19 protein-coding genes are annotated in these 18,715 nt (G+C 67.2%); 7 read left to right on the top strand and 12 right to left on the bottom strand.

Annotated features, from left to right (window positions below):
- Positions 1 to 4 precede the first annotated feature (4 nt).
- The 3 genes from NNX37_RS12500 to NNX37_RS12490 are packed head-to-tail and all read left to right on the top strand — an operon-like array spanning position 5 to position 4,793.
- Complete coding sequence (locus tag NNX37_RS12500; protein ID WP_255793077.1) at positions 5 to 1,195, top strand: HpcH/HpaI aldolase/citrate lyase family protein; 1,191 nt, start codon at positions 5 to 7, stop codon at positions 1,193 to 1,195.
- The gene (locus NNX37_RS12495) at positions 1,192 to 3,990 is read left to right on the top strand and encodes a phosphoribosyltransferase domain-containing protein (protein WP_255793076.1); all 2,799 of its coding nucleotides are present in this window, start codon (positions 1,192 to 1,194) and stop codon (positions 3,988 to 3,990) included. Before NNX37_RS12500 ends, NNX37_RS12495 begins: the two co-directional genes overlap by 4 nt.
- A 5-nt stretch (positions 3,991 to 3,995) precedes the next feature.
- Positions 3,996 to 4,793: an HAD family hydrolase gene (locus NNX37_RS12490; protein ID WP_255793524.1), complete on the top strand. Its 798-nt coding sequence runs from the start codon at positions 3,996 to 3,998 to the stop codon at positions 4,791 to 4,793.
- Here NNX37_RS12490 and NNX37_RS12485 read toward each other — a convergent pair.
- Both NNX37_RS12485 and NNX37_RS12480 read right to left on the bottom strand, forming a co-directional pair.
- Entirely contained in the window at positions 4,790 to 5,227 is a 438-nt protein-coding gene (locus NNX37_RS12485) for a hypothetical protein (RefSeq protein ID WP_255793075.1), read from the bottom strand. The genes NNX37_RS12490 and NNX37_RS12485 overlap by 4 nt on opposite strands.
- A gap of 41 nt (positions 5,228 to 5,268) precedes the next feature.
- Positions 5,269 to 5,649, bottom strand: a complete 381-nt coding sequence (locus NNX37_RS12480) for a hypothetical protein (RefSeq protein WP_255793074.1) — start codon at positions 5,647 to 5,649, stop codon at positions 5,269 to 5,271.
- A 368-nt stretch (positions 5,650 to 6,017) separates the two neighbouring features.
- Here NNX37_RS12480 and NNX37_RS12475 point away from each other — a divergent pair, with 368 nt between their 5' ends.
- The gene (locus NNX37_RS12475) at positions 6,018 to 6,146 is read left to right on the top strand and encodes a hypothetical protein (RefSeq protein ID WP_255793073.1); all 129 of its coding nucleotides are present in this window, start codon (positions 6,018 to 6,020) and stop codon (positions 6,144 to 6,146) included.
- A gap of 30 nt (positions 6,147 to 6,176) precedes the next feature.
- On the opposite strand, the gene NNX37_RS12470 is transcribed toward NNX37_RS12475, so the two are convergent.
- Complete coding sequence (locus tag NNX37_RS12470) at positions 6,177 to 7,361, bottom strand: thiolase family protein (protein ID WP_255793072.1); 1,185 nt, start codon at positions 7,359 to 7,361, stop codon at positions 6,177 to 6,179.
- 70 nt (positions 7,362 to 7,431) lie between these two features.
- On the opposite strand from NNX37_RS12470, the gene NNX37_RS12465 reads away from it, so the two are divergent.
- Positions 7,432 to 8,661, top strand: coding sequence for an acyl-CoA dehydrogenase family protein (locus NNX37_RS12465; protein WP_407079971.1), 1,230 nt, complete (start codon positions 7,432 to 7,434; stop codon positions 8,659 to 8,661).
- Positions 8,662 to 8,666: 5 nt separating this feature from the next.
- Here the strand turns inward: NNX37_RS12465 and NNX37_RS12460 are convergent, their stop codons facing one another.
- Together NNX37_RS12460 and NNX37_RS12455 are read right to left on the bottom strand one after the other, a co-directional pair.
- Positions 8,667 to 9,854, bottom strand: a complete 1,188-nt coding sequence (locus NNX37_RS12460; protein ID WP_255793070.1) for a hypothetical protein — start codon at positions 9,852 to 9,854, stop codon at positions 8,667 to 8,669.
- Between the two features lie 170 nt (positions 9,855 to 10,024).
- Complete coding sequence (locus tag NNX37_RS12455; protein ID WP_255793069.1) at positions 10,025 to 11,032, bottom strand: hypothetical protein; 1,008 nt, start codon at positions 11,030 to 11,032, stop codon at positions 10,025 to 10,027.
- Positions 11,033 to 11,271: 239 nt separating this feature from the next.
- Between NNX37_RS12455 and NNX37_RS12450 the strand changes: the two genes are divergently transcribed.
- The gene (locus NNX37_RS12450) at positions 11,272 to 11,847 is read left to right on the top strand and encodes a hypothetical protein (RefSeq protein ID WP_255793068.1); all 576 of its coding nucleotides are present in this window, start codon (positions 11,272 to 11,274) and stop codon (positions 11,845 to 11,847) included.
- On the opposite strand, the gene NNX37_RS12445 is transcribed toward NNX37_RS12450, so the two are convergent.
- Entirely contained in the window at positions 11,810 to 12,400 is a 591-nt protein-coding gene (locus tag NNX37_RS12445) for a TetR/AcrR family transcriptional regulator (RefSeq protein ID WP_255793067.1), read from the bottom strand. The genes NNX37_RS12450 and NNX37_RS12445 overlap by 38 nt on opposite strands.
- Positions 12,401 to 12,426: 26 nt before the next feature.
- Here NNX37_RS12445 and NNX37_RS12440 point away from each other — a divergent pair, with 26 nt between their 5' ends.
- Positions 12,427 to 13,698, top strand: coding sequence for an MFS transporter (locus tag NNX37_RS12440; RefSeq protein WP_255793066.1), 1,272 nt, complete (start codon positions 12,427 to 12,429; stop codon positions 13,696 to 13,698).
- Between the two features lie 407 nt (positions 13,699 to 14,105).
- Here NNX37_RS12440 and NNX37_RS12435 read toward each other — a convergent pair whose 3' ends face one another.
- From NNX37_RS12435 to NNX37_RS12410, 6 genes are all read right to left on the bottom strand, one after another.
- The gene (locus NNX37_RS12435; RefSeq protein ID WP_255793065.1) at positions 14,106 to 14,552 is read right to left on the bottom strand and encodes a hypothetical protein; all 447 of its coding nucleotides are present in this window, start codon (positions 14,550 to 14,552) and stop codon (positions 14,106 to 14,108) included.
- A complete protein-coding gene (locus NNX37_RS12430) occupies positions 14,543 to 15,127 on the bottom strand; it encodes a hypothetical protein (RefSeq protein ID WP_255793064.1) in 585 nt (194 codons plus the stop codon). The genes NNX37_RS12435 and NNX37_RS12430 overlap by 10 nt, the downstream gene beginning before the upstream one ends.
- Complete coding sequence (locus tag NNX37_RS12425) at positions 15,078 to 16,082, bottom strand: hypothetical protein (RefSeq protein WP_255793063.1); 1,005 nt, start codon at positions 16,080 to 16,082, stop codon at positions 15,078 to 15,080. The genes NNX37_RS12430 and NNX37_RS12425 overlap by 50 nt, the downstream gene beginning before the upstream one ends.
- Positions 16,079 to 16,573: a hypothetical protein gene (locus tag NNX37_RS12420; RefSeq protein WP_255793062.1), complete on the bottom strand. Its 495-nt coding sequence runs from the start codon at positions 16,571 to 16,573 to the stop codon at positions 16,079 to 16,081. Before NNX37_RS12420 ends, NNX37_RS12425 begins: the two co-directional genes overlap by 4 nt.
- Before the next feature lie 125 nt (positions 16,574 to 16,698).
- On the bottom strand, positions 16,699 to 17,877 hold the full coding sequence (locus NNX37_RS12415; protein ID WP_255793061.1) for a YkvI family membrane protein: 1,179 nt from the start codon (positions 17,875 to 17,877) through the stop codon (positions 16,699 to 16,701).
- A gap of 194 nt (positions 17,878 to 18,071) precedes the next feature.
- Entirely contained in the window at positions 18,072 to 18,683 is a 612-nt protein-coding gene (locus NNX37_RS12410; protein ID WP_255793060.1) for a phosphatase PAP2 family protein, read from the bottom strand.
- Positions 18,684 to 18,715: the final 32 nt, after the last annotated feature.

The following is an 18,715-nucleotide window of genomic DNA, read 5'->3' as shown; positions in this document are numbered from 1 at the left end:
AGCCGTGCGCCATTTCTCCTACCTCAGCGAGCCGGAAACTGCCCGCCTGTTCCACCTCCCGCCCCAGCAGCTGACCCTGGACTCCGACGCTGCCCTGCTGGCCACCGCCCTCGGGGCCACGCTCTACAGCCCCGCGACCCGGCCGGAGCTGGTCAAGGACATCCGCAAGCAGGCCGCCCGCGGAGCCGTCAGCATGGTCATCTGCCTGGAGGATTCCATTGCCGACGCCGAGGTCCCGGCGGCCGAAACCAACGTCGTGGGAGCCCTCGCCGAGCTGCACGCGGACGGTGTCCGCGAACCCGGCGGCCCCGAAGACCTGATGCTCTTCGTCCGTGTCCGCACCCCCGAGCAGCTCCTGAGCCTGGCCGAGCGCAGCGGGCCCGCCCTGGACGTCCTCACCGGGTTCGTGATTCCGAAGTTCGAGAACACCACCGGTGCTGCCCAGCGTTTCCTCGACGCCCTGCACACCGTGAACGAGGCCCGCTGGACTGCCGATCCCGGCGCCCGTCCGCTGCGCATCATGCCGATCCTCGAATCCCCCCTGATGATCCACGCCGAAACCCGCACCACCACCCTCACGGGAATCTTCGAGGTGCTGGAAGCGAACCGGCCGGACATCCTGGCCGTGCGGATCGGCGCCACGGACATGTCCAGCGCCTACGGGCTGCGCCGCTCCCGGGACCTCACCATTTATGACGTCAAGGTGGTCTCCGCGGTGATCGGCGACATCGTCAATATGCTCGGCCGGCCGGACGGCTTTGTCATCAGCGGCCCGGTCTGGGAACACTACAGCTCCGGCGAACGGCTGCTGCGCCCGATGCTGCGTTCCTCCCCCTTCGCGGACGCCGACGAACTGGGCCTGCGACAGCGGCTGCTGACCGCCAACCTGGACGGCCTGATCCGCGAAATCGAACTGGACCAGGCCAACGGGCTGCTCGGCAAGACCGTCATCCACCCCTCGCACGTTCCCCTGGTCCACGCCATGTCCGTGATCAGCCACGAGGCGTACCTGGATGCCCTGCACATCTCCGGAGCCTCCGGGGGCGGCGCCGCGGCGTCGCCGTACCGCAACAAGATGAACGAAATGAAACCGCATCAGGCGTGGGCAGCTTCCACCCTCGTCCGGGCCGCCGCGTTCGGCGTCGCGGCCCCCGACATCACCTATGTAGATCTTCTGGAAGCGAGCATGAATTGAAGCACCACCCCTGGACCGGCGGATTTGTAAACCAGGCCCTGGGAGTGCGGATCACCTCGGATCCCGCAGCGCTGTTGCCGGTGGAGGACCTGGTGGGACTGGCGCTGCGCCGCAACCCGCGCCGGGCCCACCTGCTGGTGTCCCGCGTGCTGGCCAAGCATGTGCCCACCGAACCCGCCCTGGTCCTGGCCGCCGGGGAGCTGCTCGGCGCACTCACCGGTGCGGCACTGGGCAGCACCGTGGATGAGGCCGTGCTCCGCAGCGTCGCCGGTGAGCTCGGGGCGGTCCTCGAGGACGGCACAGAAACCGGGAACGACGACGGCGGGCGGCACACCGCTGCCCGGTCACCGCGCGCCCGGCTGCAGTATGCCCGCGAACGGCTCTGGGCGCTGCCCATTTCCCACCCCGACGTGGTCACCATCGGCTACGCGGAGACCGCCACCGGACTCGGCCGGCTGGTCGCCGACATGCTGGGCTCCTACTACATCCACTCCACCCGGCACGCCCCGGCAGGTGCCGTAGCCTACGGCGCGTTCGAAGAAGCCCACTCGCATGCCACCTCCCACCGGCTGCTGCCCGTGGACTCCTCGGCATTGAACATCCCGGCACCGGTGGTGCTGGTGGACGATGAGCTCAGCACCGGCGCCACCGTCATCAACACCATCACCGAACTGCACACCGCCGCACCGCATCCGCTCTATGTGGTGGCCTCGCTGATCGACCTGCGTTCCGACGCCGACCGGTCCCGCTTCGACGACCTGGCCGAAGAACTGGGCTGCAGCATCCGCGTGGTCGCGCTGGGCACCGGCAGCATCGAACTCGGCGAAGACATCCTCGCCCGGGCGGAGCAGCTGATCGGCGGGCTTTCGGAGCCGTTGCCTTCCGCACCGCCGACCGTGCTGCCTGCCGTACCCGGGGCTGGCGCTGCTGCCGCCGTCGCCTTCGCACCCGCGCCCGCTGCACCGGCACCCGCAGTCCCCGAACCCGATGCTCCCGAACCCGGCACCGTGACCGTGCTGGACTACTCCGGCACTGCACGCGGCCTGCACAGCGACCGGTTCGGCAACCAGGCCGGCGTCTCCTCCGAATACCTCGGCTCCCTGCCGGACGCCCTGCCCGGAGCCGTCTCCGCCGAGAGTCTGGCCCTCATTGCCTCCCGCATCTCCGCCGCACTGCCCACCGAGGCGGATCCGGTGCTGGTGCTGGGCTGCGAGGAATTCATCCACGTGCCGCTGACCATTGCCAATGCCCTGGCCGAAGCGCTGCCGGATGCCGCCGTCCGGTTCGCGACCACCACCCGCTCCCCCATCGTGCCGATTGACCGGCCGGACTACGCCATCCGCAACGCCGTGGACTTCTCCAGCCACGACCTCACCGAGGACGGCCCCGGCCCGCGGCACGCGTACAACGTGGGACCACGCCGGGACGCAACCGGCGCGGAGACCGGTTTCGGCAGCATTGTCCTGCTGCCCGAACCCGGCACCGACCCTGCCTCGATCACCGGCCCGGGCAGCGTCACCGAGGCGCTGCGCGCAGTGACGGGCGCCGTCGTCGTTGTGCTGCTGCCCGCCGATGCGCCCGCCCCCGGGGACTGGGACGCACCCGTTGAGGTTCCCGTCGCCGTGCCGCTGACCGGACCCGACTTCGGGTCCTACGCACCCGAGGACGTGACCTGGCTGCTCAAGGACCTGCGCGATGCGGCGCTGGAAGCCCCGACCGCTGAACGGGAGGCGGCCATCCAGTCCGGCGGCGCCAACTACGCCGAGTCGCTGCCAATGGAATATCTGCCGTCGGCCCAGTACCAGGATCTGTACGAGGAAGCGCTGCGCCGTTCCGCGCCCCGCGTCGCAGCCGCCGTCGGCACCGTGACGGAACTGGCGCTGGCCGCCCGGAACCGCGAGCCGGTGCTGGTCTCGCTCGCCCGGGCCGGCACACCGATCGGGATCCTGATGCGCCGCTGGGCGCAGCGGATGCACGGCCTGGACCTGCCGCACTACACCATGAGCATTGTCCGCGGCGTCGGGATGGACGAAACCGCGCTGCGCTACCTGGCGCGGACGTACTCCCCCGGGCGGATCCTGTTTGTGGACGGCTGGACCGGCAAGGGAGCCATCACCCGCGAGCTGACCGCCGCACTGGACCGGTTCGAAGCGACCGACGGGGTGCGGTTCTCCTCGGAGCTGGCGGTGCTTGCGGATCCCGGCCATTCCGTGGAGCTGTTCGGCACGCGCGAGGACTACCTGATTCCGTCGGCCTGCCTGAACTCGACCGTCTCCGGGCTGGTTTCCCGCACGGTGTTCAACAAGGACCTCATTGCGCCGCATGATTTCCACGGCGCGAAGTTCTACGCGCATCTCGCCGGCGCCGACGTGTCCCGCGACTTCCTGACCGCGATCGAGTCCCACTTCGACGACGTGCGGCCCGAGGCGGACGCGGCTGCGGCTGCGTTGGCTGCCGCGGACCGGACCCCCACCTGGGTGGGCTGGCAGGCGGTGGAGCGCCTCAGCGAGGAATACGGCATTCTCAACGTGAACCTGGTGAAGCCCGGCGTCGGCGAGACCACGCGCGTGCTGCTGCGCCGGGTGCCGTGGAAGGTCCTGGTGCATCCGGGGGCGCTGGAGGACGTGGCGCATGTGCTGCTGTTGGCCGAACAGCGCGGGGTTCCGGTGGAGGAGGTGCCGGACCTGCCGTTCAGCTGCGTGGGCCTGATCCATCCGCAGTTCACCGCCGGTGCCGTGGGCGCCGACGGCCGGGCTGTTGCTGCCGGTGCCGGTGTTCCGGGGGCCGACGCGTGAAGACGATGCTCGCGTCCGACCTGGACCGCACCCTGATCTACTCCGCCAACGCGCTGTTCCTGAACACCGAGGATGCCCTGGCTCCGGCCATGGTGGTCGCGGAAGTCTACGAGGGCAAGCCGCTGTCCTATATGACCCGCGCCGCCGAAGCCCTGCTGGTCTCCGCCGCCGAAGCGTCCGTGTTCGTCCCCGTCACCACCCGGACCGTGGCGCAGTACCGGCGGATCCAGCTGCCCGGGCCCACCCCGGAGTATGCGGTCACCACCAACGGCGGCGTCATCCTGCACCACGGGGAGACCGTCGTTGACTGGCAGGCTTCGGTGCGCAGCCTTGTCACGACCGGGTGCGCGCCGCTGGCCGAGATCGAGGCTTACCTGGGCCGTCCTGAGTTCCATGAATGGATTCTGAAGCTTCGTTCCGCCGAGGACCTGTTCGCGTACGCGATTGTGGACCGGGAGGCCCTCCCCGGCGAGTTCCTGCTGGCTCTGGAGGACTGGTGCGATGCGCGCGGCTGGACCGTGTCGCTGCAGGGCCGGAAGCTCTACTGCGTGCCCACGCCGGTCACCAAGCAGCAGGCCGTCGCTGAAGTTGCCCGCCGGATCGGTGCGGACCGCATCATCGCGGCCGGGGATTCACTGCTGGACCGGCCGATGCTGGAGTGCGCCGACGTCGCCTTCCGTCCGGCACACGGCGAGCTGGACGACGCCGGCTACTTCGAGCCGCACCTGCAGGTCACCGAGGCGCGCGGAATCCTGGCCGGGGAAGAGATTGTCCGGCGGATGCTGGGGCTGGTGCGGGCCTAAAGGTTGAAGCGAGGCGGGGCAGGGACGGGTCCGGTGACGGGCCGGTCGATGCCGATAACCCCCGCTGCGTAGCTGAGGAATTCCTCCAGCCGCCGGTTGAAGGTCTCCGGCACACCGAAGGACTTTCCGCTGCCGACTCTAAAACCGAACGTGTCGAACGCATGGACGGACAGGGCAGTTCCGGTGCCGGATTCAGCCACGGTGAAGCTCAAGGCGACCGGTATGTTCGCGCGGCCTTCGGCCGTCATGTTGCCCCATGTCCGGTACAGCGCATTCGACCCCAGGTGCACCTCCACCGAGGACTTTTCCCGTCGGACGTCCTCACCGTGGGACGCGAATGCCGACGCCAACACGTCCAAGACCTCGTGCGGCGGCAGGGCCGAGGTCCACTGTTCCTTCTTTTCCACTATCGGTTTGGTGCTGAACAACGGCATTGCGATACCCCCTGTTTGAGACTGGATTGCTGGAGAAAGGCTTATTCGAAACTGGTGGCGTTGAAGGCCTGCTCGTAGAGAGCCGCCTGTTCGGGACCTAGTGCTCCTGACACCCGTAGGAGCGCCGTTCCCTTCAGATAATGGTGTTCGGCATTGTAGGCCGGGCCCTGGCCGATGTGCTGCTGGAGAAAGGACAAGCGGGCCTGCACTTCTGCTTCCCCGGCGAAAACTTCCACGACAGCTCCGCCGACCACGCTCTTCTCATTCGCGGCAGCACCGGTGTCGGCAATCCACGCCGCCGATGTGTACTGGCCCGGCTGACCGATGGACCCGGTGGAATCATTCGCTTCAGTCACTTCGGTGACAGATGTAATGGTCGGGACCGCTGTCTGCAGCTGCTGGGCAATGGTCATAGCTGTCACAGGCTGTGCAGGGTCGACGGCGGGAGCGGACGACGTCGGGGTGGCGGGGGCCGTCGTCCCAGTGGTGGAGGGGGCCGTGGTGCCTGACGCCGATGTGCTCGGGGAAGCTGCGGAAACCGGTTGTTCAGATCCTTCATCGGAGGAGGTACACCCTGCTAATCCCAGAGAACAAATAAGCACTACCCCGGCAATACTTCCCTGACGCATTCATCCCCCTATAACTACGGACCGATTACCTGCCACAGCCTATCCCGCAAAAAACTGCGGGTGCTCCGGGCAGGTACGGCCGGCAGGTTGCGCAAGAGGCACGGGGCGCCGGGTATTCGTGGGCAACCCCCTGCTGTCCATGCGGGCGGTAGAGTGCTCGCATGACTGAGCAGCATGAGGCCCCGCGGGACGGTTTGGATCGAGACGAGCGCCGGCGTGCAATCGACGCTGCCCTCGAATCCATCCTCACGAAGGACGCCGAACTGCTCGCCAGGCTCGCCGACGCCTAATCCCCGTAGCCCGCTATATACCAGCGGCGCCTACACCCGCTCCAACAGCATCGACACGCCCTGGCCCAGCCCCACGCACATGGTCACCAGCCCCTTCGAAGCGCCCTCGCGCTCCATCCGGTTCAGCATGGTCACCGTAAGCCGGGACCCCGAGGACCCCAGCGCATGCCCCAAAGCGATGGCACCGCCGTCGCGGTTCACGATCGACTCGTCCAGGTTCAGGGCGCGGATGCAGGCCAGCGACTGGGCGGCGAACGCCTCGTTCAGCTCCACGGCATCGATGTCGCCGAGCGACCAGCCGGCCCGGTCCAGCACCTTCTGCGTCGCCGGCACCGGGCCGATGCCCATCACAGCAGGTGCCACCCCGGCGGAGGCGCCGTCGACAATCCGGGCCCGTGCGTTCAGCCCCAGCCGGCGGACCGCGTCGGCGCTGGCGACGACGACGGCGGACGCACCGTCGTTCAGTGAGCTTGAGTTCCCGGCGGTCACCACACCGTCGGACCGTACGATGGGCCGCAGCTTCGCCAGGGCCTCCATGCTGGTTTCCCGGCGCGGACCCTCGTCGGTCTTCACCACGCCCTTCTTGGTTTCCACCGGCACGATCTCATCAGTAAACCGGCCCTCGTCGATGGTGGCGAGCGCACGGGTATGCGAGCGCAGCGCAAAGGCGTCGGAATCCTCACGGGAGATCCCGTCCCGGGTCGCCAGCTCCTCGGCGGTTTCGGGCATGGAGTAGGTGGTGCCGGACAGGTCGTAGAACTTCGGGTTGGTGAACCGTGCCCCGATCGCCGAATCCGCCAACTCCCCGGGCTTGGCGAAGGCCTTCTCCGGCTTCGCCAGCACCCACGGCGCCCGGGACATGGACTCCACTCCCCCGGCCACCACGATGTCCGCAGCACCCGAGCGAATCATCTGCGAGGCGGTGATGATCGCGCTGAGCCCGGAGGCGCAGAGCCGGTTCACCGTCATGGCCGGCACGGTGTCGGGGAAGCCGGCGAGCAGGGCCGCCATCCGGGCCACGTTCCGGTTGTCCTCCCCGGCCTGGTTCGTGTTGCCCAGCAGCACCTCGTCGACGTCGGCCGCGCTCACTCCGGCCCGCTCCACCGCTTCCCGGAGGACCAGGGCGGCGAGATCGTCGGGGCGGACGCTCGAGAGGGCGCCGCCGTACCTGCCGACGGGAGTGCGGACAGCGGACACCAGATAGGCCTCATTCATGCTCGAAATAGTACTGCTCCCCGGACTAGTAATGTGACTTGAACAACACGCGCCAGGAGGAACCATGAGCATGCCCGCTACGCCGCCTTTGTCCCCTGCGGCCTCGCCCACCGCCACCGCCGCACCGGACCTCGAAACCCTCCGGACGGCGTCGGACGTCCTCGGTCTGGACGCTCTCCTCACGGAGGACGAACTTGCCCTGCGTGCGAAAGTCCGGACCTTCGTGGACGAACGCATCCGCCCGAACATCAAGGACTGGTACGAGGACGCAGTGTTCCCGGTGGAGATTGTCCGTGAGCTGGGCGGCCTCGGACTGCTCGGCATGCACCTGGAGGGCTACGGCTGCCCGGGACGCTCCGCCGTCGAGTACGGGATCGCCGCGATGGAACTGGAGGCCGGCGACTCGGGCCTGCGCACCTTCGTCTCCGTCCAGGGCTCGCTGGCCATGACCGCCATCCACCGCTTCGGCACCGAGGAACAGAAAAACCGCTACCTGCCCGGCATGGCGCGCGGCGAGCTGATCGGCTGCTTCGGCCTCACCGAGCCCACGGCCGGCTCGGACCCGTCCAGCATGACCACGTTTGCCCGGCACGACGGCGGCGGCTGGGTCCTGAGCGGCACCAAACGGTGGATCGGGCTGGCCTCCATTGCCGACGTCGCCGTGATCTGGGCGCAGACCGACGACGGCGTCCGCGGCTTCCTCGTCCCCACGGATACTCCCGGCTTCTCCGCCGTGCCGATCGAACCGAAGCTGTCCATGCGCGCCTCCATCCAGTGCGATGTGTTCCTGGACGACGTGCGGCTGCCGGACTCGGCGCTGCTGCCCGGTGCGAAGGGACTGCGCGGACCGTTCTCCTGCCTGAACGAGGCCCGCTACGGCATCCTCTGGGGCTCGATGGGCGCGGCCCGGGACAGCTACGAGGAGGCGTTGAAGTACTCGCTGGAACGGCTGCAGTTCGACAAGCCGCTCGCCGCCTACCAGATCACCCAGGAGAAGCTGGTGAACATGCTGCTGGAAATCTCCAAGGGCGTGCTGCTGGCCATCCACACCGGGCGGCTCAAGGACTCCGGCACGCTGGAACCGGTACAGATTTCCGTGGGCAAGCTGAACAACGTGCGCGAAGCCATCGCGATCTGCCGGGAGGCCCGCGCGATCCTGGGCGGCAACGGCATCACCCTGGACTACTCACCGCTGCGGCACGCCAACAACCTCGAATCTGTGCGGACCTACGAAGGCACCGACGAGGTCCACACCCTCATCCTCGGCCAGCACATTACCGGCATTTCCGCGTTCCGGTAGGGCGGTTAGCGGGAAGCGGGCAGGGCGGCTTCGACGGCGGCCTGGCTGGCATCCGGCGCTGTTGACGGCGGAGCGAACGACGACGACGGCGGGGCCGGGCGCTGCGGAGGCTGCGGCTCCGGCGGCACCGGGAACTCCGGCGGAAGGACCGGGATATCGGGATCCGGAGCGAGCGGGTCCGGCCGATCCGGGAGCGTAGGCGGAACGGTGGGCGGCGTCGTCGGATCCGGGTTCGGCGGCCGGGTCGGCGGATCAGCGGGCGGCTGCGTTGGAGTCGGGTTTGGCGGCTCCGCTGGTGGTTCCGTTGGCGGTGCTGTCGGCGGCTGGTTTGGAGGTTCCGTCGGGGGATCACTCGGCGGGGGCTGCGGCTGGTTGGCGGGCGGATTCGGCTGTTGCGGCGGCTGAGCGGCTTCCCGTGCGCGTTCCTCCGCTGCCCTTTGCTCCGCCATGTCCTGCTCCCGTTGCGCTTCACGTGCCCGTTCCTGCGCGCGTGCCATCTCCGCAGCAGCTCGCTCCTCCTGCAGCCGCTCCGCTCCGGATCTCTCGACCCAGACCAGCCGTCCGTCTGTGGCGTGCGTGCAGCGGTACTCGGTCTGCCGCTGGGTGCGTGCTTCCCCCGGCTCCTCGCAGGGCTTGTCCGCGAGGGAATCATCGGCCTCGGCTGGCTCCCAGCCAGACGTATCCCCCAGCAGCGCATAGCTGTCGGCCCCGTCGGCGGGCTCGTCCGTTGCCTGGTCGGCCGCGGGCTGCTGGGCCCGCCGGAGGATGGATCCGGGCGGCGGCGTCGTCTGCGGCGTCGGGAGGGCGAAAAGATCGGGCCGCGGCCGGAGGCCTTCGGCGTCCGAGGACATCGGAGTCCGTGCCGGCTCCGGTGTGGAGACGATGCCCGCCACCATGCCGAGGACAACCACCACCGCTCCGAGGGACAGCGTAAATTTCCGCTGTTCGAGAGTGGCCAGATTGGCCCAGCTGCGGCGGCGGAACCCCAGCGCGTAGAGCGCAGTGAACACCAGCAGGGATCCGGCGGCGAGCAGCCACACGAGGATTCCGAGGCTGCCCTGCAGGGCCGCGACCAACAGCAGTCCGGCGGCCAGTCCAATGACCAGCCATGCGGAGCGGGGAGTTCCGCCAAGACTTCGCTGACGCACAGACGCACCGAAGGGAGCTGCTGCTGGTGTTGATTCGTGCGACATGGTGCCTCAGCGGTATGGTGCCGGGCCTGCCTCCCCCGGTCCGCGGACCTCGGCTGGCTTCTGGAACGACAACGTAGCCGTTAACGGACGTTGCCCTTGGAACCACGCTAGGCGGGTCCAAGGGCAACATCTAGGGCTTCAGCAAACTGCTTGTTTTCGCCGCATGAGCTTTAGGCAGAGCGCCACCTAAGGCGTCCGTCCGAGCCCGGACCGCAAACCATTGGCGTTCCCTTGGAAGTAACTCCTCCGGAACCGGCATTGCTGCAGAACGAGCCTGGGTGCACAACTGACGGGGCAGGAGCCGGGGCCGGAGCAGGGGCAGGAGCCGGAGCAGGGGCAGGTGCTGGTGCTGGTGCTGGTGCTGGTGCTGGCGGCACGTACTGCTGGCGAGCCTGTTCGTCGGCAACCCTTTGGGCTTCGGCTGCAGCTTGTTCGTCGGCAAGACGCTGCGCTTCGGCTGCCGCAGCTGCTTCGTCTGCCACCCGCTTCCGCTCGGCCTCTTCCGCAGCAGCCGCATCTGCAGCCTTCTTATCCTCGGCGGCTTTCTTGTCGTCCGCCGCCTTCTTCTCCTCTTCAACCTTCTTGTCCTCTGAGGATTTCCGGTCCGCGATCAACTTTTTGGATTTATCTTCATCCATCCAGACGAGCTTGCCGTTGTCGTTTTCAGTGCAGACGTAGACAACCGCCTGGGAGGTTGGCCTGGCGGACGGCGATGCTGCCGTCGTCGACGGGGAAGAGGACGGTGACGCCTTTGCTGAGGTCGAATCGGACGGAGTGGGGCTGGGGGATGCAGCCTGCTTCAACGTCTGGGTGGCACCGGCGGACTTACATGCCTTGTTGGCAATCTGTGTGGGTGTCGGGGTCGGAGAAGCGGTGGTTTTAGTCGGCGAGGGCGACGGCGAGGGTGACTTTTCGGCGGCAGCTTCGACTGGTTTTTCCACAGCTGGAGCGGTCATCCCGGTAACAACCAAGCCGACGATCGCCATGGCACCTGCTAGTCCCAGTGCCCGCTTTCGAGCCGTAGGGGTGGTGAGCCGCACCCACGAGGGGCGGCGGAAAACCAACGCGTAAAGCGCGGAGATAAGCACAACGAGCGCCGTCAGAAACAGCCAGATCCCGAAACCGCCGTCACCCGTTGCCAGGCAGAGAATAAGGAGCAGCAACAGGAGGACCGCCACCACCCAAGTTGAGCGAATTGATTTACCCGAATTTTGGGCAGGTGGCTGAAAAGACAAAGGTCCCCCGTGAAAAGACTGCGAATATGGATGCGAATGCATCAAGTCTTACGCTACAGCAGTCGTGAGCGCCTTTGCGCCTCGGCAAACCCACAGGGAAGCCACCGCATGCACCTGTTCCTCTGGCAGAACCGCATTCCGGCCCCGTAACCTGCTTGGAGGCACCGCTTCTGGAGGCTGGGATGGACTGGATCTGGGACGTTCTCGGGCCGGCGGGCGGGGTGCTGATCGGCTTCGGTGCGGGCTGGGGAACCAGGCGCAGCCGAGACCGGCGGCACGAGTCCCGGGCACTCAACGAGCTGATCACCGATCTGCACCTGAAACGGACGCTGGCCCCGATCGACCCGCAACCCGCGCCCGCCGGACCTGCCGAGGCGCGGCACAGCTCGGCTGTTCAGGACCTGCGCGAGAACATCACGGAAACACTCGCGCATCTGCAGCCCGGCTCCGGCGCGACCGAGGTGCTGATGCGCATGTCAGCCGTGTGCAACCGCTACCTGCGCGATGTTGCGAAGGATCCGGAGCGTTACCAGTTCGGGCTGATGGAGCTGCGGCAGAATCTGGATGAGGACCTGCGGATCCTCGCCGACGGCCGCCGCGACGTGCAGTACCTCAGCCCCGGCGAGGCGCCGGCCGGCAAGCGCGTGCCGCCGCCGCCACGGGTGCCGCCGCCGCCGTCGCGGGCGCCGTCGCGGGCGCCGTCGTCATCGTCCGGGAAAGTTACGCGCCCGAAGGGGACGCCCCGAACCCGTCGATAACGAACTCCGCGGTGACGCGCCCGGTGGCGGCAGCCGCCTCCGGAGAGTCACCGCGCAGCAGCATGCCCAGGACGCCAGTGAAGATCAGCAGCAGATGTGCCGCCACCGCATCGGCGTCGTCGGCTCCGACGACGGGCACCGCGAGTTCCCGGAAGCGGTCGGTGAGCAGCTGCGTATCCTGCGACAGGGTCTCCGCGAGCTGCTGGCCCGGGTCGACCGTTTCCGCGGCGACGCCCAGCGCGGCGCACCAGCGGGCGGCGGACGTGCCCGAGCGGTAGCTGGTCAGCGCGGGAAAGACCGCCAGCAGCCGGTCCCGGTCCGTGGCGGCGGCGGCGATTTCCCGCTGCCAGGCAGCATCCCAGTTCTGCAGCCGGCGGCGCAGCGCCTGCGCAATCAGGCCTTCCTTGTTGCCGAAGTGCGCATACAGCGTCGCGGGTGAGACGTTGGCGCGCTGCAGGATCCGGTCCACCGGCGTCGCCGCGACCCCTTGGGTGAAGGCGAGTTCTTCGGCGGCATCGAGCAGGCGCTCACGTGCACTGGGTTGTCCAACCATGCGCCCATCATATAACGTACGTTTCAATGAAACGCCCGTTACAGCCTTCCGTTCCGACCGCCGGCCCGCTCTTCGCGGTCGCCGCGGTAACCCTCATCGCCGCGACCTACGGCCTGGCACGGCTGGGCTACGGCCTGTTCCTGCCGGCCTTCTCCGCCTCCTTTGAGTTGACGCCGGCCGTCGGCGGGCTGCTCTCCTCCGGCGCCTCGGTGATCTACTGCGTGTCGGCCGGGCTGGGCTTTGTTTACGCGCCGCGGCATCCGCGGCTGATGACGATTCTCGCCGGCACGACGGCGGCGCTCGGCTCCGCGGGGATCGCCGCGGCTCCGTCGACGGGCCTCTTCGCTGCAGCCGTACTGCTGGCCGGGATGGGCGCGGGCTTCGCCTCCCCCGCGCTGGTGGAACTGGTGCAGCGCAACACGAAGCCGATCCACGCGGCGAAACGGCAGTCGGTGGTGAATTCCGGGACCGGATTCGGGGTGGTCGCGGCCGGGCTGCTGGCCCTGATGCTGGGGTCCTCGTGGCGGCTGGCCTGGGGGCTGATTGCCGTCATCGCGGTGACGGGGATGCTCGGGGTGCTGCGCGCGGATGTTTCGCGGCGTCGTGCAGGCATCGAAGGTACGGACGACGACGGCGGGCGCCGGGAACGCGACCCCGGGAACGACGACGACGGGCGGCAACAGCGCGGCGGAAGCCGGTCCCGCGGTCTAGAGCTCGGCGTGCTGACCGCACTGAAGTGGCCGCTCGCTGCGGCCTTCCTCTACGGCGTCGGCTGCGCCGCGGTCTGGGTGTACGGCCGCACCCTGCTCGAAGACCGGGGCGGCATGCCGGTCGCCCTCTCGGCCGGGGCGTGGATCGCCCTTGGTGCCGGCGGCGCCGCCGCCGTACTGACGGCCCCGTGGCTGGCCCGGCACCCGATCCGCTTCACCTGGCCGGTCACGGTGCTGGCCACCGCTGCCGCAACCGGGGCGATGGCCCTTGCACCCGGCAGTACCGCCCTCGCCTTTGCTGCCGCGGCGCTGTTCGGACTCGCCTACACCGCTGCGACGTCGGTCCTCATCATCTGGGCCACCGCCACGTCGAGCAGCAGCGCCGCCGGCACGTCGGCCCTGTTCATCACCCTCATCCTCGGCCAGGCCGCCGGGGCGGCCCTGACCGGCGGGCTCATTGAAGCGTCCGGTTTCGGCCTGGCATTTGCCGTTGCCGCGGCGGCGTGCGGAGTCAGTGCGGCCGGAGTTCTTGCCCGGACCAAAGCCAGCACGGAGGATGAGCTTCGACCTTCGCAGGCCACGCACTGACCCGGACCGTCCGGTGTCCGCTTTGGAACCGTCCGCTTGGGTTGCGCCGGCGTTTGCCCCGGGAAACAGCGAAGCCAGCGGACGTAATCCGCTGGCTTCGGTTGCAGCCTTCCACCGACCCCCCACAGGCAGCGGATGCTACAGATACGACGCGCCGAGACGCGCCCTAAACGGGAACGGAGAAACCTTTGAGGTGGAGACTTCGGCAGTGACCCCCCAGTCACAAATGCACGAATTCCTCATCGGCCCCGTCCGCCGTTTAGAAACTTTTTCCATGTCTCACACATGTGTGAGACATGGGTGAGACGCTACCACCGCTCATGGTCCGGGTCAAAGTTTTCCGACCGCAGTGAGCCTTCGAAGAAAGCCGCACAGAAAGCCGCACAGGCCGCCCGCGGGCCGGAAACCTAGTTATCCTCGTCCAGGATTTTCGCGATGGCCTTCAACGCCTCCGGATCCACCGGCCCCAGGGCCCGGGCCGCGAAGTTCCGCACCTCGGCCCGCCGCAGGCTGCGGAGCAGCTCCAGCTCGGCCTCGACCCGCTCGGGCAGGTTGCCGTCCTCCTGCAGCAGGTAGTCGGGATCGACGTCGAAGACGGCGGCAATGGCACGCAGCGCTTCCTCGGGAACCACCTGCTCCTTGCCGGACTTCAGCAACGACCACCGGGTGCGGGAGAGGTAGTAGCCGGCTTTCTGCGCCCCGTCCCGAATGGCCGGGTAGTCGAAGGGCTTACCGGAGTCGGACATGATGACGTCCAGCAGGAGATTGATCTTCCGGGCAAGCGTTTCGGCTCGCCGGATGCCCGCAGCGCGCTCCGGGGGAAGATCAAAGTCATTCACGTATGTCAGCTCCATGTCATAACTGCGAGGAAACAGCAGAAGGTGGCCAGTCCCAGGGCCGCGCCGGACAGCGCCTCCCGCAGACTATGTTCCCCCAGGGACACCCGGCTGAAGACCATCAACGGCGATAGTATCAACAGCCACGCCCAGCCCGCCCCGTATGTCGCGATGACCCAGAGCACGCCGAAGGTCAGCACGGACACATGCGCCGACACGTTGAGCCAGCGCCGGAAGAAGACAAGGCCCACGTTGCCGAGCAGCAGCCCGGTCACCGTTGCCGGCACCGGCGCGGCCACGGGCACCAGGAAGCAGACGACGGCGGCGGCCAGCATCAGGACAGCCACTAAAGTGGTCCGCCGGCTGTCCGGTATGCCGCGACGCCGGAACAGACCCTTGGTGCCCTTGTAGACCGCTCCGGGCACCACGACGACGCCGGCCAGGAGCAGGGCGACGCCCACCGGTCCGAGCCCCGCCTCGATCCCTGCAGCAATGATGAGGACCGCCAGCACCAGGGCCGGCGGCAGGATTTTGGAGTACCAGCTAGCCGCCGGCGATAGCTTCGCGGCGGGCCGGTGTTCCGTTGTCTTCAATTCGTGTGCCTATCTCGTCAATAATGTGTACTTCCTCCGGTGACAGCAGTCCGGGTCGAAGCACCCGGATGTCGCCGATGAGGATGAACCAGCGGTAGAGCTGGGTCTTGGAGGTGCGGGCGTTCAGGGATACGTTGGCCGCATCCATGGCCCGCTTGCCTTCATCGGTCGTGGCCAAGCGGCACACGATCGGGCGCAGGGTGTCCAGATCCGCGGCACGACGACGGCGGGCCGCGGCGGCGGTTTTCATGCGGGCGGAGGACGGCACCGCGAACCCGGCGGCGAAGCAGAGCAAGGTCAGCGCGATGAGGACCCGGTAGCCGATATAGAGGCCGAAGGACGCCTCCACACCGGAATATTCCAGGCCGATCAGCAGCATTTTCATCAGCACGGCTCCCACGCCGGCTCCGCACCCTGCGCTGACGATGCCCAGTCCCCGACCGAATTCCCGGGATTCCCCGGTCTTGTCCCGGCGCAGGCAGGCCACTCCGGTGTACCCGAGGACAACGCCGATCCAGGCGAAGAAGCTCGCCTGGTACGGGGCAATCGTGGGGATGGATGCGAAGGCGTCGGTGAAGTTGGTGGCCGACCCTCGGGTATCGGACACCAGGAGCAGGGCCGTCTGAATCACGGCCATAACAATGCCCATGCCGATCAGCGCCTTCATGTGCCGCCCGCCGTCGTCGTCCGACCTGCCGGTGGCCTTCAGCAGCAGGCGGCTCAGTTCCGTCATCCCGGCGCCCATAAAGAGGTGGACAACCAGGTTGAGCAGGTTCCGCTCCCCCAGCAGGGAATCGACGAAGAGGTAGACCTGGTCAATGTTCAGGGTCGCGCCGACGGCGACGGCGGCCATGCCGGACAGGATGCCCGGCTTCCAGCCGAAGTGCAGGCCCACCAGCCGGATGATCACCACTGTCCAGAGGGCGGCGGCCGGCAGCATCTGCAGCGTAATCACAGGAAGGTCCGTTCAAAGGTGCTGGGGCTCTCGCGTTCCCGGGGCAGCAGGGCCAGCGAGAGGAGGTAGGCCACCTGTTCGGCGGCGCGTTCGGTTTCGTTCCAGGCGAGGGACCGTGCCAGCATCCGCCGGATTCCCTTGCGGCTGCCGATGTGCTGGAAAAGGGAGGGCATGGTGGTGTCCACTCCGCCGCAGCCCTGGTGGCGTAGGAGGATGTGGCCGAACTCGTGGCAGGCGGCGTGGGTGCGGTGCAGCCGGTTGTCGCCGGAGGGCAGCAGGATGATGGACTTCGTGTCCTTCTCGATCCAGAGACCGGTCACGGAGGGAATGACGGCGGAGTCGATGTCGCGCAGTTCAATGGGTTTGCCGTGCGTCTTGGTTACGGCAGCGAGCAGTTCATCGAAGGTGACGTGTTCGCCCAGATTCAGTGCGGCGACCACTGCTTTTGAGGTTGTCCGTTCGCCGGCGGACTTCCTATAGCGCGCTGTCATTCATTCCCCATCGTTTGTTATCCACTTCATTCCTACGCAGATGTGGAAAGAGACTGCACCGACTTTATCGCAGCTTGGGACTTGGCCAGGGGCGGGGCCTGCCGGGAGCTGCTGCCGTCGTCGAGCTACCCGGCCTGGACGACGTGGGGTGCAGCAGCTGCCTTCTCCTCAGGTAGCCGCTCGAACTCGACGGCGTAGACGTCGGTCCCCTGCTTCCGGGCCCTGATGTTTCGGATCTGCCGGATGACAATGCACCCCACCAGAACCAGTGCCAGGTAACCGGCAACCGGGTACAGGACGTTGACGAGTGCCGCGAACGGCACCTGCGCCAACAGCACCGCAGCCACCGTGGCGATGAGGCCGAACAGCTTTGCCCGGTTGCTCCTGTCGTTTGTCTCGATCCGGTTGATCGCCGTCCACAGCAGTGGAACGGCGGTGGTGTAAATGCCGGCGAAGAGGACCACCGAGAAGACGCTGCCCGCGCCGGAGAAAATCTGGTTGGCAATCCACAGCATGGGGATCTGCTTGTCATACACGTCACCGATGTTGGCCAGCAGCCCGAAAGCCACCACGGCAACCGCCGCCACAAACGTCATGGCTCCGGCCAGACCGGCGGTGACGGCTTCCCTGTCATTGCGGACTCGTGTGCTAAGGCTCGCAAGGAACGGGACCAGCATCAGGATCCCCAGTCCCGGGTAGTTGAATCCCGACACGGCCCAGTTCGGGGCCGCCTGCAGAACGTCGATGGTGGGGAGGGTATCCGCTGATGCCGCGATGCCCTGCGGGCTCCTGACGATACCGACGATGCCGACGACGAGGCACAGGGCGACGATGACGGGACCGAGTTTGGACACAATGCCGACCAGGCCATCAAGCCCCATCATCACGGTCAGCAGCACTACCGCCGCCATCGCCAGGATTCCCACCTGACTGTTCCAGCCCAGGTGCTCGTTGAGGGCGGCACCTGCTCCGGAGAGCATGACCCCGAACAGGCAGAAGAAGAACAAGGGCGTAAAAACGCCGAAGAATTTGCCGATGTACTTTCCGCAGTAGTATTCGAAGATCGCATTTCCGGATTTCAACCGGAGGTTGTGGCCATCGCGGAGAACCACCGCCGTGACGTAGGAATAAAGGCAAAAACTAATCACCAGGGCGCCAGCGGCACCGACCGCCCCGAAGGACGCGAAGTACTGCAGGGCCTCCTGGCCTGTGGCGAAACCGGAGCCGATCAGGTAGGCAAGGATTGCCCCCATCATGGTGATGACCGTGCCGGCCCGAACTCTCTTGGATGCTGTCTGAGTCATCCGTCCACATTATGACAAGCGTCACGGTGCCCCGCGTGGCTTCGGATGTCAGAGCATCCGGATTCGGCGGGTTTGTATTTCGCTCATTCTTCTGTTAATTGGAACGGTCTATTAACGGGAAAATGCAGGGGCGGAAATCGTTAAGGGTTTGTAATAAGACTTATGGTTGTAAGAAACACTTTCCGGACCGCGGATCAGGGCAGCATCATGGCGGCGGTGAACGTCAGGCATCCGGCCACATGTCCGGCCAGGACCTGTGTAGGTGTGTGGTCGCCGAGCTTCACCCGTGACCAGCCCGTGGCCGAGGCCAGCAGCAGAGCCAGCGCAGCACCCACCGCCGGGATGGGCGCCAGCAGGGCCAGGCCGACGTAGGCGGCGACGGCGGAATGCACGGACAGCTTCCACACCAGGTTTGCCGCGAGGCACAGCATCATGCCGATGAAGACGCCTCCGATTTCGCCGAACAGTGCGGCCGGGGCATCGAGCAGCACCAGGAGCAGCGCACCGACGCCCAGCGACACAGCGGAGGCGGCCAGAATCGGTGCCCGCTGCGTCCGCACTCCCACGTGATGGTCGGTCACTCTACCGCGCCGCTTCAGCACCAGGATCCCGGCGAAGGGCAGTCCCACGGTGAACAGCGCTGCCGTGATGCCCTGCAGCCAGGTCACGCCCGGGGTGAGCAGGGGCTGCAGTAGCAGGAGGACGCCCACGAGGACGGTCGGGGCGGTGGTTTCGGTGACAATGCGTGCAAGCCGGGTGGAGGCTGTGGACGTGCGCGATGTTGGCGGCTGCAGGGTTTCGGGCATCCGTCGATTCTATCGGGGGCGGGGTTACCGCC

Source organism: Arthrobacter zhaoxinii, assembly GCF_024385505.1.
In the GTDB taxonomy this organism is placed as follows: Bacteria; Actinomycetota; Actinomycetes; order Actinomycetales; family Micrococcaceae; genus Arthrobacter_B; species Arthrobacter_B zhaoxinii.
The sequence above is the reverse complement of the archived record's forward strand: the minus strand, read 5'-3'. Positions and strand labels throughout refer to the sequence as shown.